The 16,431-nt window shown below is 73.2% G+C and carries 14 protein-coding genes; all 14 read left to right on the forward strand.

The annotated features are described in order from the left end of the window. Positions 1 to 38 precede the first annotated feature (38 nt). The 14 genes from AB0F18_RS23160 (at position 39) to AB0F18_RS23225 (ending at position 16,261) form a co-directional block, all read left to right on the forward strand. The gene (locus AB0F18_RS23160) at positions 39 to 2,426 is read left to right on the forward strand and encodes a collagenase (RefSeq protein ID WP_362063603.1); all 2,388 of its coding nucleotides are present in this window, start codon (positions 39 to 41) and stop codon (positions 2,424 to 2,426) included. Positions 2,427 to 2,518: 92 nt separating this feature from the next. Then, positions 2,519 to 3,640: an FAD-binding oxidoreductase gene (locus tag AB0F18_RS23165; protein WP_362063605.1), complete on the forward strand. Its 1,122-nt coding sequence runs from the start codon at positions 2,519 to 2,521 to the stop codon at positions 3,638 to 3,640. Positions 3,641 to 3,681: 41 nt separating this feature from the next. After that, positions 3,682 to 3,996 (forward strand): (2Fe-2S)-binding protein, encoded by a 315-nt coding sequence (locus tag AB0F18_RS23170; protein WP_362063631.1) that lies wholly within the window; start codon positions 3,682 to 3,684, stop codon positions 3,994 to 3,996. Beyond that, on the forward strand, positions 3,977 to 5,410 hold the full coding sequence (locus tag AB0F18_RS23175; RefSeq protein WP_362063607.1) for an NAD(P)/FAD-dependent oxidoreductase: 1,434 nt from the start codon (positions 3,977 to 3,979) through the stop codon (positions 5,408 to 5,410). Before AB0F18_RS23170 ends, AB0F18_RS23175 begins: the two co-directional genes overlap by 20 nt. 106 nt (positions 5,411 to 5,516) lie before the next feature. Next, positions 5,517 to 6,449 (forward strand): dihydrodipicolinate synthase family protein, encoded by a 933-nt coding sequence (locus AB0F18_RS23180; protein ID WP_362063609.1) that lies wholly within the window; start codon positions 5,517 to 5,519, stop codon positions 6,447 to 6,449. Positions 6,450 to 6,505: 56 nt separating this feature from the next. Continuing rightward, entirely contained in the window at positions 6,506 to 7,510 is a 1,005-nt protein-coding gene (locus tag AB0F18_RS23185; protein WP_362063611.1) for a proline racemase family protein, read from the forward strand. Continuing rightward, on the forward strand, positions 7,507 to 8,526 hold the full coding sequence (locus tag AB0F18_RS23190) for a proline racemase family protein (RefSeq protein ID WP_362063613.1): 1,020 nt from the start codon (positions 7,507 to 7,509) through the stop codon (positions 8,524 to 8,526). Before AB0F18_RS23185 ends, AB0F18_RS23190 begins: the two co-directional genes overlap by 4 nt. Continuing rightward, a complete protein-coding gene (locus AB0F18_RS23195) occupies positions 8,523 to 9,473 on the forward strand; it encodes an ornithine cyclodeaminase family protein (protein ID WP_362063615.1) in 951 nt (316 codons plus the stop codon). Before AB0F18_RS23190 ends, AB0F18_RS23195 begins: the two co-directional genes overlap by 4 nt. Before the next feature lie 56 nt (positions 9,474 to 9,529). After that, entirely contained in the window at positions 9,530 to 10,246 is a 717-nt protein-coding gene (locus AB0F18_RS23200) for a GntR family transcriptional regulator (RefSeq protein WP_362063617.1), read from the forward strand. Positions 10,247 to 10,475: 229 nt separating this feature from the next. Next, positions 10,476 to 12,218, forward strand: coding sequence for an ABC transporter substrate-binding protein (locus tag AB0F18_RS23205; RefSeq protein ID WP_362063619.1), 1,743 nt, complete (start codon positions 10,476 to 10,478; stop codon positions 12,216 to 12,218). Positions 12,219 to 12,241: 23 nt separating this feature from the next. Continuing rightward, positions 12,242 to 13,210: an ABC transporter permease gene (locus AB0F18_RS23210; RefSeq protein WP_362063621.1), complete on the forward strand. Its 969-nt coding sequence runs from the start codon at positions 12,242 to 12,244 to the stop codon at positions 13,208 to 13,210. Further along, on the forward strand, positions 13,207 to 14,193 hold the full coding sequence (locus AB0F18_RS23215; protein WP_362063623.1) for an ABC transporter permease: 987 nt from the start codon (positions 13,207 to 13,209) through the stop codon (positions 14,191 to 14,193). The genes AB0F18_RS23210 and AB0F18_RS23215 overlap by 4 nt, the downstream gene beginning before the upstream one ends. Beyond that, positions 14,193 to 15,242: an ABC transporter ATP-binding protein gene (locus AB0F18_RS23220; protein ID WP_362063625.1), complete on the forward strand. Its 1,050-nt coding sequence runs from the start codon at positions 14,193 to 14,195 to the stop codon at positions 15,240 to 15,242. Before AB0F18_RS23215 ends, AB0F18_RS23220 begins: the two co-directional genes overlap by 1 nt. After that, positions 15,239 to 16,261, forward strand: a complete 1,023-nt coding sequence (locus AB0F18_RS23225; RefSeq protein ID WP_362063627.1) for an oligopeptide/dipeptide ABC transporter ATP-binding protein — start codon at positions 15,239 to 15,241, stop codon at positions 16,259 to 16,261. The genes AB0F18_RS23220 and AB0F18_RS23225 overlap by 4 nt, the downstream gene beginning before the upstream one ends. The last annotated feature ends 170 nt before the right edge of the window (positions 16,262 to 16,431 follow it).

Consider the following 16,431-nt stretch of genomic DNA (forward strand, 5'->3'; position numbering starts at 1 on the left):
ACCACTACCCCCACCTCCCTTCCCCACAGGAGTCTTCGGTGTCCCAGCACAGAGCTGTGCGTACGTCTCTCCTCTCCGCCGCCGTCACGGTCACCCTCCTCGCCACCGCGGGCCAGGCGATGACCCAGGCCGCCGAGCGGGGCACCCCGGCCACCGCGCCCGCCGCGTCGGCTCCCGCAGCCTTCGCCGCCGGTCCGGCCGCCGCGCCGAACCCCTTCGACGAGGTCGACCGCCTGGCCGACGCCAAGGAGCTCGCCCCGGCGCCCGCCCCGGCCCCCGGCGGCAAGTCCGTCGCCGACAACCGGATTCCCGGCGCCGCGGACGCGGCCCCCGGTGCCGACAAGAGCCGGAAGACGGCCACCGCCCAGGCCGCGCCCACCGCGAAGAGCGTCGCCGCGGGCGTCCCCTGCACCCTTGACGGGATCACCGGCCTCAGCCCGGAGCAGTTCGCCGACTTCCTCGGCGACCCGGCCGTCACGGCCGACGGCTGCCTGCGCACCCTCATATGGACCTGGGACGCACGCCTGGCGCCCGTCATGTCCGACGCCCACGTCCAGGCCGTCTCCCGCCGGATATCCGGCCTGGCCGCCGCCCACGACGGCCGCAACTCCTCCCACCTGGAGGAGATGTTCACCTACCTGCACGCCGTCGCCTACCACGACTACTCGCGCACCGAGATCGACGTCACCGACGCCCCCACCGTCGACGCCATGCGCCGGGCCATCGCCGACTTCGCCGGCGCCGCCCACACCTTCGACGCCACGCCCTCCAACGCCCGCACCCTGCGCGAGGCCCTCTACGCCGGCAGCGCGCCCGGCCTGCGCCAGCACCAGCTCGGCCTGATCAAGCAGGTCCTGGCCACCCTCGACGCCTCCCACCCGGCCACCAACCAGGACTCCTTCTGGGGTGGCGCCGCCCTCGCGGCCCTCTCCGTCAACTACCTGGGCGTCTACCCGGGCAACCAGGACACGGCCTTCCATTCCGCGGTCAAGGCCGACCCCGCGTACCGGGCCGCCTTCAAGGCCTTCGCGGACTACACCCACCTCAAGGGCGGCGCCAACGCCTGGGCCGCCCGCGACGCCCTCGGCGAGTACGGCCGCTTCGGCCAGGTCGACGGCCTCAAGGACCAGGTCGTCGCCGACCTCGGCGCCCTCCTCGAAACCGTCAAGTCCCGCTGGGGCAACGGCAGCGAGCAGTGGGCCAAGCTGGTCTCCTGGCTCAACTTCTACGAGGCGTGCAAGCCGTACGGGGTGTGCAAGGAGGACATCGAGAAGCTGCTCTTCCCGAACACCTACACCTACGACAACGGCGGCATCAAGGTCCGCACCGCCCTCGACCGGGCCACCGTCGACCAGCTCTACTACGCGAGCAAGCAGGTCAAGACCCAGTTCCACCGCGTCCTGGGCACCGACCAGCCGCTCGCCGGGGACCCCAACAGCACGCTGAACATCGTGCTCTACGCCTCCCGCGCGGACTACGAGAACTACCACCCGATCCTGACCGGGTACGGCACCAACAACGGCGGCATCTACATCGAGAACGGCGCCACCTTCTACACCTACCAGCGCCGAGTCCCGCAGGACTCCTCCCTGACCCTGGAAGAGCTCTTCCGCCACGAGTACACGCACTACCTCAACGGCCGCTTCGCCGTGCCCGGCTTCTTCGGCCAGGGCGACTGGTACCAGGGCGACCGCACCACGGCCATGGACGAGGGGACCGCCGAGTTCTTCGACGGCTCCACCCGCGACAACGGCATCGCCGTCCGCAAGTCCCTGGTCCGGGGCATCATCAACGACACCGCCGGCGGCGGCCCGCGCATGAGCGTCGACCAGCTCCTGCACGCCACCTACGACGGCGACGGCTTCCGCTTCTACAACTACGCGGGCACGTTCTTCGAGTTCCTCTGGACCGAGAAGCCCTCGCTGCTGCGCGAGATGTACGGCTACCTGCGCGCCAACGACGTCGCCGGATTCGACGCCTGGCGCCACCGCATGGGCGCTGACACCTACCTCCAGCGCGACTACAACCGCTTCCTGGACGCCCAGATCGCCAAGGTGGACCAGCTCTACGTCCCGAACACCACCTTCACCGCCAACGACCAGCTGCGCGACTCCGCGCTCGCGTCGGTGAAGTCCTCCTTCGCGTCGGCGACCTACAGCACCCCGGACTGCGTGGAGAACGGCGACCCCGGCAAGCGCCGCTTCACCTGTACCGGCCGGATCACCGCGAACCTGAAGAACTGGCGCAGCGACGACCAGAACTTCAAGGACATGTCCGAGACGGTGGACTACTTCCTCCTCGACCGGGCGGGCACGGCCTCCAACAACCTGGCGGACATGAACTGCTCCTTCGGGCCGCTGGAGATCTGGGGCAACAAGGCGGCGGGCACCTCCTCCTACAGCTGTGAGGGCCCCCTCCGCAGCTGATCGCGCGCCCGGGCCGGTTCCGAGTCCCACGGGGGGCGGAACCGGCCCGGGCGACCCTAGGCACCATCAAAAGAATGTGACATATTACTAACATGGACGTCGTGATCATCGGCGCCGGCGTCGTCGGAGCCGCGTGCGCGTACTACGCGAGCCGCTCCGGTCTCTCCGTGACCGTGGTGGACCGGGGGCCCGTCGCCGGTGGCACCACCGGAGCCGGCGAGGGCAACCTGCTCGTCTCCGACAAGGAGGCGGGCCCCGAGCTCGACCTGGCCCTCCTCTCCACCCGCCTCTGGCAGGAGCTGTCCGCCGAGCTCCCCCGGGCCGTCGAGTACGAACCCAAGGGCGGCCTGGTGGTGGCCCCCGACGAAACCACCCTCAAGGCCCTGCGCCACTTCGCCGAGGGCCAGCGCGCGGCCGGGGTGGTCTCCACCGAAGCCGACCCGGCGGCCCTGCGCGCACTGGAACCGCACCTGGCCCCCGGCATGGCGGGCGGTTTCCACTACCCCCAGGACGCCCAGGTCCAGCCGGCCCAGGCGGCCGCCCACCTGCTGAAGGCCTCGGGCGCCACGGTGTACCTCGGTGAAGAGGTGACGGGGATCCTCCTGGAGTCGGGGACCGTCCGGGGCGTGCGCACCTCACGCCGCACCCTCCACGCCCCCGCGGTCGTGAACGCGGCGGGCACCTGGGCCGGAAACCTCGCCGCCCTCGCCGGAACCACCCTTCCCGTCCTCCCCCGCCGGGGCTTCGTCCTGGTGACGGAACCCCTTCCCCAGGTGGTCCGCCACAAGGTCTACGCGGCCGACTACATCGCCGACGTGGCCAGCGACTCGGCCGCGCTCCAGTCCTCGGCCGTCGTGGAGGGCACCCCCTCGGGCCCCGTGCTGATCGGCGCCACCCGCGAACGGGTCGGCTTCGACCGCACCCTCTCCACGGAGGCCCTCCGCCGCCTGGCCACCCAAGCGGCGGCCCTCTTCCCGGTCCTGGCGGACGTCAAGGTGATGCGGACCTACCACGGCTTCCGCCCCTACCTCCCGGACCACCTCCCCGCGATCGGCCCGGACCCCCGCGTCCCCGGCCTCCTCCACGCCTGCGGCCACGAGGGCGCGGGCATCGGCCTGGCCCCCGCGACGGGCCGGCTCATCGCAGCGGCCCTCACCCACACCGCCCCCGCCCTCCCCCTGGCCCCCTTCCGCCCGGACCGCTTCGGCCCGTGACGCCCCGGCCCCCCCCGACCCCGCACCCCCCGAGGAGCCCCCTGATGCGCAGCCCCCGCGACCTGGTCGGCGGCAGCCCGGCGGCCACGTACCCGATCGACTTCGACGGCCGCGAACTGCCCGCCCAGGAGGGCCAGACCGTCGCCGCCGTCCTCTGGGCGGCCGGGATCCTCGCCTGGCGCACCACCCGCGAGGGCGGCGCCCCGCGCGGCGCCTTCTGCGGGATCGGCGCCTGCTACGACTGCCTCGTCACCGTCAACGGCCGCCCCAACCAGCGCGCCTGCCTCGTCCCGGCCCGCCCCGGAGACACCGTCACCACCCAGGAAGGCACCGGCCATGCCGACCTCGCCGTCTGACCGCACGCCCGCCCCCGCCGACCTCGCCGTCGTCGGCGCCGGCCCCGCCGGCCTCGCGGCCGCCGTCACCGCAGCGCGCCTCGGCCTGCGCGTCACCCTCCTCGACACCGCCGACCGCCCGGGCGGCCAGTACTACCGCCACCCCGCCCCGGGCCTCGGCGCCGCCCGTCCCCAGGCCCTGCACCACGACTGGCGGGCCTTCGCCACCCGCGAAGCCGCCCTGCGTGCCCAGGAAGCGGCGGGCCGGATCACGTACCTCCCCCGGCACCACGTCTGGACGGTGGTCCCGGACGACGCATCCGGCACCTGGACCCTCCACGCGGTGGCCGGCCACGCCCCCGACGAAACGCAGGCGAGCCTCCGGGCCCGGACCGTCCTCCTCGCCACCGGCGCCTACGAACGCCAGCTCCCCTTCCCCGGCTGGACCCTTCCCGGAGTGGTCGGCGCGGGCGGCGCCCAGGCCATGCTGAAGAACAACCTCGTCCTCCCCGGCCACCGCGTGGTCGTGGCCGGCAGCGGCCCGCTCCTGCTCGCCGTCGCCGGTTCCCTCGCCGCCGCCGGAGCCACCGTCCCGGCGGTCGCCGAGGCCGCCTCCTACACGGCGTACGCCCCCCGGACCCCCGCCCTCCTGCGCAACCCCGCCAAACTCGCCGAAGGCGCCACGTACGGCGGCGCCCTGCTCCGTCACGGCATCCGGCTGCTCACCCGCCACGCCGTCACCGAGGCGCACGGCACCACCCGCGTGGAGGCCGTCACCGTCGCCCGCCTCGACGAGGACTGGCGCCCGCTGCCCGGCACCGCCCGCCGGATCCCCTGCGACGCCGTCGCCGTGGGCCACGGCCTGGTGCCCCAGCTGGAACTGGCCACCGGCCTCGGCTGCGCCACCCGCCGGGCCTCCGACGGAACGGTGGCCCTGGAGCTCGACGCGGCCCAGCGCACCTCCGTCCCCGGCATCTGGTCGGCCGGCGAGACCGGCGGCATCGGCGGAGCCCAACTGGCCCTCACCGAGGGCGAGATCGCCGCCCACGCGATCGCCGGCCGGCCGGTCCCCGCCGCCCTCACCCGCCGCCGCGCCCGGCTGCGCGCCTTCGCCGACGCGATGGCCGCCGCGCACCGCCCCGGCTCCGGCTGGACCGGCTGGCTGCGCGAGGAGACCGACGTGTGCCGCTGCGAGGAGGTCCCGGCCGGCCGGATCCGCGAGGCCGCCCAGGAGCTCGGGGCGCGGGACGCCCGTACGGTCAAACTCCTTACCCGGGCCGGAATGGGCTGGTGCCAGGGCCGGATGTGCGGCCCGGCGGTGGCCGCGCTGGCCGGTGAGGCCCCCGCCCCCGACCGGCGCCCGCTGTCCTGCCCGGTCCCGCTCCGCCACCTCGCCGCCCTGCCCCCGTCGAAGCCCGCCCCGCCGGGTCCCTGAGCGGCCGGTGCTCCGCAGATTTTCCTCCGCCAACCCCTGTCCGGCCTCTTGTGGCCGATCCACGCCCATTAGTAAAATGTCACACACCACACTAGGGAGTCCTTCCATGGCCGACGCGCCCACCCCCGCACCCTCCACCGCCCCCGACACCCGCACCCGCCCCTGGCACGGCATCATGGTCGCCACCGCCCTGCCCCTGCGCGCGGACCTCTCCGTCGACTACGACGCCTACGCCGAACACGTGTCCTGGCTGATCGCCAACGGCTGCGACGGCGTCGTCCCCAACGGCTCCCTCGGCGAGTACCAGACCCTCACCGACGAGGAGCGGGCCCGCGTGGTGCGCACCGCCGTCGAGGCCGCCGGCGACGGCGCCCGCGTCATGCCCGGCGTGGCGGCGTACGGCAGCGCCGAGGCCCGCCGCTGGGCCGACCAGGCCGCCGAGGCCGGTGCCGGCTCCGTCCTGCTCCTGCCCCCCAACGCCTTCCGCGCCGACGAGGAGACCGTCCGCGCCCACTACGCGGAGGTCGCCCGGGCCGGCCTGCCGGTCGTCGCGTACAACAACCCGTACGACACCAAGGTGGACCTGACCCCCTCCCTCCTCGCGCGCCTGCACGCCGACGGCAGCATCGTCGCCGTCAAGGAGTTCAGCGGGGACGTCCGCCGCGCCTACGAGATCGCCGAACTCGCCCCGGGCCTCGACCTGCTCATCGGCGCCGACGACGTCCTCCTCGAACTGGCCCTCGCCGGTGCCGTCGGCTGGATCGCCGGCTACCCCAACGCCCTGCCCCGTTCCTGCGCCACCCTCTACCGGGCCGCCGTCGCGGGCGACGTCGCCACCGCCCTGCCGCTCTACAAGTCCCTGCACTCGCTGCTGCGCTGGGACTCCAAGACGGAGTTCGTCCAGGCCATCAAGCTGTCCATGGACCTGGCCGGCCGCCCCGGCGGCGCCACCCGCCCCCCGCGCTTCCCGCTCACCGGGGAGACCGAGGCCGCCGTGCGCGCCGCCACCGAGAAGGCCCTCGCCGAGGGCCTCAACTAGTCCTGACAGCAGTCAGAGGACAGCACGAACCAGCGACCGGCCGGAGGGGCGACCTGATGCGCACACGCCACGTCTACCACGCGGTGGACTCCCACACCGAGGGCATGCCGACCCGGGTGATCACCGGGGGAGTCGGGGTGATCCCCGGTGCCACCATGGCGGACAAGCGGCTCCACTTCATGGAGCACACGGACCACGTCCGCACGCTCCTCATGTACGAACCGCGCGGCCACGCCGCGATGAGCGGTGCCATCCTGCAGCCGCCCACCCGGCCCGACGCCGACTTCGGGGTGCTCTACATCGAGGTGTCGGGTCTGCTGCCGATGTGCGGGCACGGCACCATCGGGGTGGCCACGGTCCTGGTCGAGACCGGGATGGTCCCGGTCGTCGAGCCGGTCACCACGGTCCGGCTCGACACGCCGGCCGGGCTGGTGAGCGTGGACGTACGGGTCGAGGACGGCGCGGCCACCGCCGTCACCCTCACCAACGTCCCTTCCTTCTGCGTCGGCCTCGACCTGAAGGCCGAGGTCCCCGGCTTCGGGACCGTCACCTACGACCTCGCCTACGGCGGGAACTTCTACGCCTTCGTCGAACTGGACTCCCTCGGGCTGCCCTTCGACCGGGCCCGCAAGGAAGACCTGATCGCCGCCGGACTCGCGGTCATGGAGGCGGTCAACAGCTCCCCGGACCGGCCCGTCCACCCCGAGAACCCCTCCATCTCCGGCGTCAAGCACGTCTACCTCGCCGCCCCCGGCTCCGACGCCCGCCGCTCCCGGCACGCCATGGCCATCCACCCCGGCTGGTTCGACCGCTCGCCCTGCGGCACGGGGACCAGCGCGCGCATGGCCCAGCTGCACGCGCGGGGCCTGCTGCCCCTCCACACCGACTTCGTCAACGAGTCCTTCATCGGCACCGAGTTCACCGGCCGCCTGGTCGGGGAGACCACCGTCGGCGGCCGCCCCGCCGTCGTGCCCACGGTCACCGGCCGGGCCTGGATCACCGGGACCGCCCAGTACTTCCTCGACCCGTCCGACCCCTTCCCCGGAGGGTTCCTGCTGTGACCGCCCCGACCACCGTCCGCACGGTGGACTACCACACCGCCGGCGAGCCCTTCCGGATCGTCGCCGAAGGCCTGCCGCCGGCCCCCGGAGACACCGTCGCCGAGCGCTGCGCCACCGCCATCGGCCCGGGCGGCTCAGGGACCGCGCCGCGGCGGGGCGCGCTGGACGACGTACGGCGCCTGCTGGTCCAGGAGCCGCGCGGGCACGCCGGCATGTACGGCGGCTTCGTGGTGCCCCCGGACGACGACGGGGCCCATTTCGGGGTGCTGTTCTGGCACAAGGACGGCTACTCCACCGCCTGCGGTCACGGCACCATGGCCCTCGGCGCCTGGGCCGTGGACTCCGGGCGGGTGGCGGCCCCCGACGACGGGGACGTCCAGGTGCGGATCGACGTCCCTTCGGGCCGGGTCGCCGCCACCGTCCACCGGGGCGGCGGCCGCACCACCGGGGTCACCTTCCGCAACGTCCCGGCCCGGGTGGGCGCCCGCAAGGTCCCGGTGGCCACCACGCTGGGCATCGCCGAGGTGGACATCGCGCACGCCGGGGCCTGCTACGCCTCGGTCGCCGCCCGGGACCTCGGCCTGGAGGTGACCCGCGCCGCGCTGCCCGAACTGGTCCGGGCCGGACGGGAGATCCGGGCGGCCCTCGCCACCCACCCGGCGACCTGGCACCCGGACGGCCCGCTGCTCTCCGGCGTCTACGGGGTGATCCTCCACGAGGAACTGCCCGACACCCCGTTCGGGCCGCACCAGCGCAACGTCACCGTGTTCGCCGACGGGCAGGTCGACCGCTCGCCCTGCGGCTCCGGCACCTCCGCCCGGCTCGCGCTGCTGGCGGAGGACGGCCGGCTGGGGCCGGGGGAGGACCTGCTGCACGAGTCGGTGACGGGCACGGTGTTCACCGGCCGGATCTTCGAGGACGGGGTCACCGAGGTCACCGGCAGTGCCTACCGCACGGGAGAGCACCTCTTCACCGCCGACCCGTACGACGCCCTCGGCGCGGGCTTCCTGCTGTGACGGGCCCGCTCCGGCTGGACGCCGCGGAGACGGCCGGCCTGATCACCACCGCGCAGGCGGCCGACGCCCTGGCCGGCGCCCTGCGCGCCGGCCTGGACCCGGAGGCCTGCCCGCAGCGCACCGGCGTGGCCGTGCCCGGCGGCGAACTGCTGCTCATGCCGGCCGCGTCGGGCGCGTACGCCGGGGTGAAGATCGCCGGGGTGGCCCCCGGCAACCCGGCGCGCGGACTGCCCCGGATCACCGGCAGCCACCTCCTCCTGGACGGGCCCACCCTGCGCCCGCTGGCCCTCCTGGACGGCGCCGCCCTGACAGCCCTGCGCACCCCGGCGGTCTCCGTCCTGGCCCTGCGGTACCTCACCGCGCCCGGGCGCCCGCTGCGGCTGGTGCTCTTCGGCTCCGGCCCGCAGGCGTACGGCCACCTCGAAGCGGTGCTGGAGCTGCGGGAGCTGACGGAGGCGGTGGTCGTCGCCCGCGACCCCGGGCGCGCCGGGGAGCTGGCCGCACACGCCCGGGCCCTGGGCGTCCCGGCCCGCACCGGCACGCCGCAGGACGTGGCCGGCGCGGACCTGGTGCTGTGCTGCACCACCGCCCGCGAGCCGCTCTTCGACGGGCGGCTGGTGGCCCCGGGGGCGGTGGTCGTCGCCGTCGGCTCGCACGAGCCGGACGCCCGGGAGACCGACACCGCCCTCGTGCGACGCGCGGCGGTGTACGTGGAGTCGCGTGCGGCGGCGCTGCGCGAGGCGGGGGACCTGCTGATCCCGGAGGCCGAGGGGGCGATCGGTCCCGGTCATATCCACGGCACCCTGGCCGACCTGGTCGCGGGCCGCAATGTGCCGGGAGCGCAGCCGGGTTGTCCCCAGCTCTTCAAGAGCGTGGGCATGGCCTGGGAAGATCTTGCCGTCGCCGTGGCGATCTACCACGCGACCGGAGCGAACGGCGAAACGTGACATTGTACGCTGTTCCTCTGCACGTCGGTGGTGTGCGGGGTCTCGGAGGAAGAGCAATGGGTGACCTGAAGCAGCACAGTCTCATCAAGGCCCAGGAGCGGCTGCGCGACCAGGTCGGCCATGCCCTCCGGGCCGCCCTGATAGCGGGCGAACTGCGCCCGGGCAGCGTCTACTCGGCGCCGGGCCTCGCCGCCGAGCTCGGCGTGTCGGCCACGCCCGTGCGCGAGGCGATGCTGGACCTGGCCCGCGAGGGCCTGGTGGAGCCGGTCCGCAACAAGGGCTTCCGGATCACCGAGGTCAGCGAGCGCGACCTGGACCAGTACACCGAGCTGCGCACGATGATCGAGGTCCCGACCATCGGCCGGATCACCCGGATGGCGACGCGCGAGCAGCTGGAGGAGCTGCGCCCGATCGCGGAGGAGATCGTCAGCAGCGCCCGCGAGCACAACCTCATCGGGTACCTGGAGGCGGACCGCCGCTTCCACCTCAGCCTCCTCGCCCTGGCGGGCAACGACCGCCTGGTCGAGACGGTCGGCGACCTCCGCAAGCGCTCGCGCCTCTACGGGCTCACCGGCCTGGACGAGGCCGGCAAGCTGGTCTCCTCCGCCGAGGAGCACCTGGAGCTGCTGGACCTGATGCTGACCGGCGACGCGGAGGCGGCCGAGGCCTGTATGCAGCGCCACCTCGGCCACGTGCGTTCCCTGTGGGCCCAGGGCCGTGACGAACCGGTCGGCCGCCCTCAGGGCGGCCTGGGCGCGGGCCTCCAGGGGTAGGTCCGGCAGGTCCGCAGGGGCCCCCGCGCGCCCTCCGAAGCCGCCCGGCAACCGCCCGGCGGCTTCGGCGCGTTCCGGGCCCGGCCGCCGACGGGCCGCCCAAGTGCCGTGCGGGGTAGGCGATTTGGACACGGCTGGATAACAGCGGTGACAAGGGGTTGTCAGTACAATTTCACATTACTATGTTACCGGTCACACCCTAAAGCGCGGCCCTTCACTGGAGTGACCCATGACCAAGCGCACCCAACTCGCCCTCGCCACCGCCCTGGTGGCGACGCTCGCACTCGGCGCCTCGGGCTGCTCCGACCCCAAGAAGGGCTCCGAGGGCCACGGAGCCTCCAACCCCGCCGCCGCCAACGACGGCAAGACCCTCGGCGGCACCCCCGTGAAGGGCGGCACCCTCACCGTCCTGTCCAACCAGGACTTCTCCCACCTCGACCCGGCCCGCAACTGGGTCATGCCGGCCATGGACTTCGGCACCCGACTGCTCTACCGCACGCTCGTCACCTTCAAGGCCGAGCCCGGAAAGGCCGGCAGTGAGCTCGTCCCCGACCTCGCCACCGACCTCGGCACCCCCTCCAACGGCGGCCGCACCTGGACCTTCACCCTCAAGGAGGGCCTGAAGTACGAGGACGGCACGCCCATCAAGGCGCAGGACGTCAAGTACAACGTCGAGCGCTCCTTCGCCCCCGACCTCACCGGCGGCCCCGACTACGCCGCCCAGTACCTGGCCGGCACCGAGGGCTACAAGGGCCCGCTCCAGGGGCAGCACCTCGACTCCGTCAAGACCCCCGACGACCGCACGATCGTCTTCGAACTCAAGCGCCCCGTCGCCGAGTTCTCCCAGACCGCCACCCTCCCCACCTTCTCGCCGGTGCCCCAGTCCCAGGAGAAGGGCACCCAGTACGACGCCCGCCCGTTCTCCTCCGGCCCGTACAAGATCGAGACGTACGACCGGGACAAGAAGCTGGTCCTCGTCCGCAACGAGCACTGGGACCCGAAGACCGACTCCGTCCGCAAGGCCTACCCGGACCGGTTCGTCGTCGTCATGGGCCTCAAGGGCGGCCAGATCGACGACCGCATCATCGCCGGCGAGGGCGCCGACGCCTCCGCCATCGAGTACTTCAACATGCGCCCCGAGAGCGCCCCGAAGGTCCTGCCCAAGCCCGAGGTCAAGTCCCGGCTGCTCGCCGAGTCCCAGGGCTGTACGGTCATGCTCCACCTGAACAACGCCCGCCCGCCCTTCAACGACCCCAAGGTCCGCGAGGCCATGCAGTACGCGGTCGACAAGGAGGCGGTCATCACCGCCGGCGGCGGCCCCGCCCTCAACGAGGTCGCCACCGCCTACCTGCCCCCCGCCCTCTCCGGCGGCAAGCAGGCCGACACCCTGAAGATCCCCGCCTCCGGCGACCCCGCCAAGGCCAAGGAGCTGCTCAAGGCGGCCGGCAAGGAGCACCTGAAGGTCTCCCTCACCGTCTCCACCGGCGACAAGGCCAAGGCGGAGGCCCTCCAGCAGGGCCTGGCCCGGGCCGGCGTCGAGGTCGTCATCGACACCGTCGACCCCGGCGCGTACTACGACGTCATCGGCGACCTCTCCACCACCCCCGACATGACCTACACCGGCTGGTGCCCCGACTACCCCTCCGGCTCCACCTGGATGCCCTTCGTCTTCGACGGACGCACCATCAAGGACAAGGGCAACCAGGGCAACTACTCCCAGTTCCGCGACGACGCCACCATGAAGCGGATCGACGAGATCAACGCCATGGCCGACGCCAAGCAGGCCAACCAGGCCTGGATCGACCTCGACGCCGAGATCATGAAGAAGTCCCCGGCCATCCCGATCCTCCTGGAGCGCAAGCCGCTGCTCGTCGGCCCCAACATCGCCGGCGCCTACGGCCACCCCGTGTGGACCGGCACCGTCGACTACGGGACCGTCGGCCTCAAGGACCCCTCGAAGAGCCAGGGCTGAGGAAGCCGGGACCGGAAGACACCATGACCACCACCGCACCCGGCGCCGCCCCCGAGGCGGCCCCGGCCGGGGCGCAGGCCAAGGACGTCCCCCCGGGCAGCAGCCCCTGGCAGCTCGCCCGGCGGGAACTGCGCCGCCGCCCCGCCGTCCGCGTCAGCCTCGTCGTCGTCCTCCTCTTCGTCCTGATGGCCCTGACCGCCCCCTGGCTGGGCGCGCTCGGCGGCTGGTCCCCCGAAGAGTTCGACAAGGCCGCCATCGACCCCTACCTCGGCGGCCAGCCGCTCGGCTCCCTCGGCGGGATCAGCCCCGAGCACTGGCTCGGCGTCGAACCCGTCACCGGCCGCGACCTGTTCGCCCGCGTCGTCCACGGCGCGCAGGTCTCCCTGCTGATCGCCTTCGCCGCCACCGCCATCGTCGTCCTCACCGGCACCGCCGCGGGCATCGCGGCCGGCTACTTCGGCGGCCGCATCGACGCCGTCCTGTCCCGCCTCATGGACCTCACCATGTCCTTCCCCTCCCTCATCTTCATGATCGCGATGCTCTCGGTGGCCAAGGACGTCAACCGGATCGTGCTGATGACCTCCGTCATCGGGCTCTTCGGCTGGCCCGGCGTCGCCCGCGTCGTCCGCGGCCAGACCCTCTCCCTCAAACACCGCGAGTACGTCGACGCGGCCCGCGTCGGCGGATCCGGAGCCTGGCGGATCCTCACCCGGGACATCCTCCCCGGCGTCTCGGGCCCCGTCATCGCCTACACCACCCTGCTGATCCCCGGCATGATCAGCACCGAGGCCGCCCTCAGCTACCTCGGCGTCGGCGTGCGCCCGCCCACCCCCTCCTGGGGCCAGATGATCGCCGAGTCCGTGGCCTTCTACGAGACCGACCCCATGTACTTCGTCATCCCGAGCGTCTTCCTCTTCCTCGCCGTCCTCGCCTTCACCCTGCTCGGCGACGCACTGCGCGACATCCTCGACCCGAGGGGCGGCCGCAGTTGATCCTCTACCTCCTGCGCCGGCTGCTCGCCCTGGCCGGCGTGCTCCTCGCCATCGCCGCCGTCACCTTCCTCATCTTCTACGTCCTGCCCACCGACCCGGCCGCCGCGGCCTGCGGCAAGACCTGCAGCCCCGAACGGCTGGCCGACGTACGCGAGTACCTCGGCCTCGACCAGCCGGTGTGGCGCCAGTTCGGCGACTTCCTCACCGGCATCTTCACCGGGCGCACCCTCGGCTCCGGCCAGTACGCCGTCCAGTGCGACTTCCCCTGCCTGGGCTACTCGTACGAGAACTCGCTGCCCGTCTGGGACCTGCTCATGGACCGGCTCCCGGTCTCCGCCTCCCTCGCCTTCGGCGCCGCCGTGCTGTGGCTGCTGCTCGGCCTGGGCGCCGGGGTCACCGCCGCCCTGCGCAAGGACACCGCCACCGACAAGGCCCTGATGGTCGGCGCGGTCGCCGCCGCCTCCCTGCCCGTCTACTTCACCTCCGTCATGCTCATCTGGGGGGTGATCCGCATCGCCGGGCTGCTGCCCTACCCCAGCTACCACGAACTCACCTCCGACCCGCTCGGCTGGGCCGGAAACCTGCTGCTGCCCTGGACCGCGCTCGCCCTGCTCTACGCCGCCATGTACGCCCGCCAGAGCCGCGGCTCGATGATCGAGGCGATGGCCGAGCCGTACATCCGCACCGCCCGCGCCAAGGGCATGCCCGAGCGGACCGTCGTCGTCAAGCACGGGCTGCGCTCCGGCATGACCCCGATCCTCACCATCTTCGGCATGGACCTCGGCGGCCTGCTCGCCGGAGCCGTCATCACCGAGTCCATCTTCGGACTGCCCGGCATCGGCCGGCTGTTCTACGGGGCGCTCGTCAGCTCCGACCAGCCCGTGGTCCTGGGGGTCACCCTGCTCGCCGCCTTCTTCATCGTCGTCGCGAACCTCGTCGTCGACCTCCTGTACGCCGTCATCGACCCGAGGGTGAGGTACTGATGACCGCCCCCGCCGCACCCCTCCTCGAAGTGCGCGACCTCAGCGTCACGTTCAGCACCCCGCGCGGCACCGTACGGGCCGTGGACTCCCTCGGCTTCACCGTCGAGGCCGGACGCACCCTCGGCATCGTCGGCGAGTCCGGCTCCGGCAAGTCCGTCACCTCCCTCGCCGTGATGGGCCTCCACCGGGCCGGCGCCGAGGTCAAGGGGTCCGTCACCCTCGCGGGACAGGAGCTCACCGGGCTTCCCGAGAAGCAGCTCGCCAAGGTCCGCGGCCGCAAGATGGCCATGATCTTCCAGGACCCGCTGTCCAGCCTGCACCCCTACTACACGGTCGGCGAGCAGATCGCCGAGCACTTCCGGGTGCACTTCCGGGCCGGCCGGGCCGCCGCGCGCAAGCGGGCCGTCGACATGCTCGGCGAGGTCGGCATCCCCGAACCCGCCCGCCGCGCGGGGGAGTACCCGCACCAGTTCTCCGGCGGCATGCGCCAGCGCGCGATGATCGCCATGGCCCTGGCCTGCGAACCCGACCTCCTCATCGCCGACGAACCCACCACCGCCCTCGACGTCACCGTCCAGGCGCAGATCCTGGAGCTGATCGCCCGCCTCCAGCAGGAACGCGGCCTCGGCGTCGTGATGATCACCCACGACCTGGGGGTGGTGGCCCGGGTCGCCCACGAGGTGCTGGTCATGTACGGCGGCCGGGCCGCCGAACAGGCCCCGGCCGACGCCCTGTTCGCCGACCCCGCCCACCCCTACACCCGGGGCCTGCTCGACTCGCTGCCCCGCCTCGACAGTGCGGACGACGTCCCGCTGCCCTCCATCCCCGGCTCCCCGCCGTCCCTGCTCAACCCGGCGCCCGGCTGCGCCTTCGCCCCCCGGTGCGCGGTGGCAGCCGCGGCCCCGGCCGGGGACGCGGCGCGCTGCACGGGAGAGCGGCCCGAACCGCGCCCGTACGGCTCGCCGGACCGGCTGGCCGCCTGCCACTTCGCCGGCGCCCGGCCCGCTTCCGCCGCCGCTGCCGCCCCTGCCCCGGAGGTGTCCCGATGACGGCCCCGGCCACCCGCCCGAACCCCGCCGCGGAGCGGGACGGGCCACCCTCCGCCCCGCTGCTGCGGGTCCGCGACCTGACGATGACCTTCCCCGGCAGGCGCACCCTGACCGGGCGCCGCTCGGCGCCCGTGCGGGCCGTCGACGGGGTCTCGTTCGACCTGGAGGCCGGGCAGACCCTCGGCCTGGTCGGCGAGTCCGGCTGCGGCAAGTCCACCACCGGCCGGATGCTGGTCCGGCTGCTGGAACCCACCTCCGGCAGCGTCGAGTTCGAGGGCCGGGACATCAGCCAGCTCTCCCAGGGCGCCCTGCGGCCCCTGCGCAGGAACATCCAGATGGTCTTCCAGGACCCGCACTCCTCCCTCAACCCCCGCCAGACCGTGGCCCGGATCATCTCCGACCCGCTGCTGGTGCAGGGCTGGAGCGCGGCCGACGCCCGGCGCCGGGCCGCCGAGCTGATGGAGCTGACCGGGCTGATCCCCGAGCACATCGACCGCTACCCGCACGAGTTCTCCGGCGGCCAGGCCCAGCGCATCGGCATCGCCCGCTCGCTGGCCACCAGCCCCCGGCTGGTGATCGCCGACGAGCCGGTCTCCGCCCTCGACGTCTCCGTGCAGGCACAGATCGTCAACCTGATGGAGCGGCTGCGCACCGAACTGGGCCTGGCCTACGTGTTCATCGCGCACGACCTGTCGGTGGTCAAGCGGGTCAGTGACCGGGTCGCGGTGATGTACCTCGGCCGGATCGTGGAGATCGGGGACAAGAAGTCCCTCTACGAGAACCCGCAACACCCGTACACCCGGGCGCTGCTGTCCGCCGTCCCACTGCCCGACCCGGCGGCGGAACGGCGGCGCGAGCGGATCGTGCTGCTCGGCGACCCGCCGAGCCCGGCCGCCCCGCCCCCGGGCTGCACCTTCCATCCTCGCTGCCCCAAGGCGCAGGAGATCTGCCGCACCGAGCGGCCGGTGCTGCAGCTCGCCGCCTCACGAGAGGTGGCCTGTCACTTCCCGGGTGACTGACGGGGATCACGGGAAGGAGGGAGGGCCCCGCGGACAATGGCGTCCGCGGGGCCCTTCTGAGGTCCGGGGGTTCTTAGACGTCATCTCATTTGGCCAGTCTTCGGTAGCAGATGAGGGTGCAGGCGATGCTGGTGAAGGCGAGGAAGTGGTCGGCTTTGCGTTCGTAGCGG

This window comes from Streptomyces sp. NPDC029216, assembly GCF_040648015.1.
Lineage (GTDB): Bacteria > Actinomycetota > Actinomycetes > Streptomycetales > Streptomycetaceae > Streptomyces.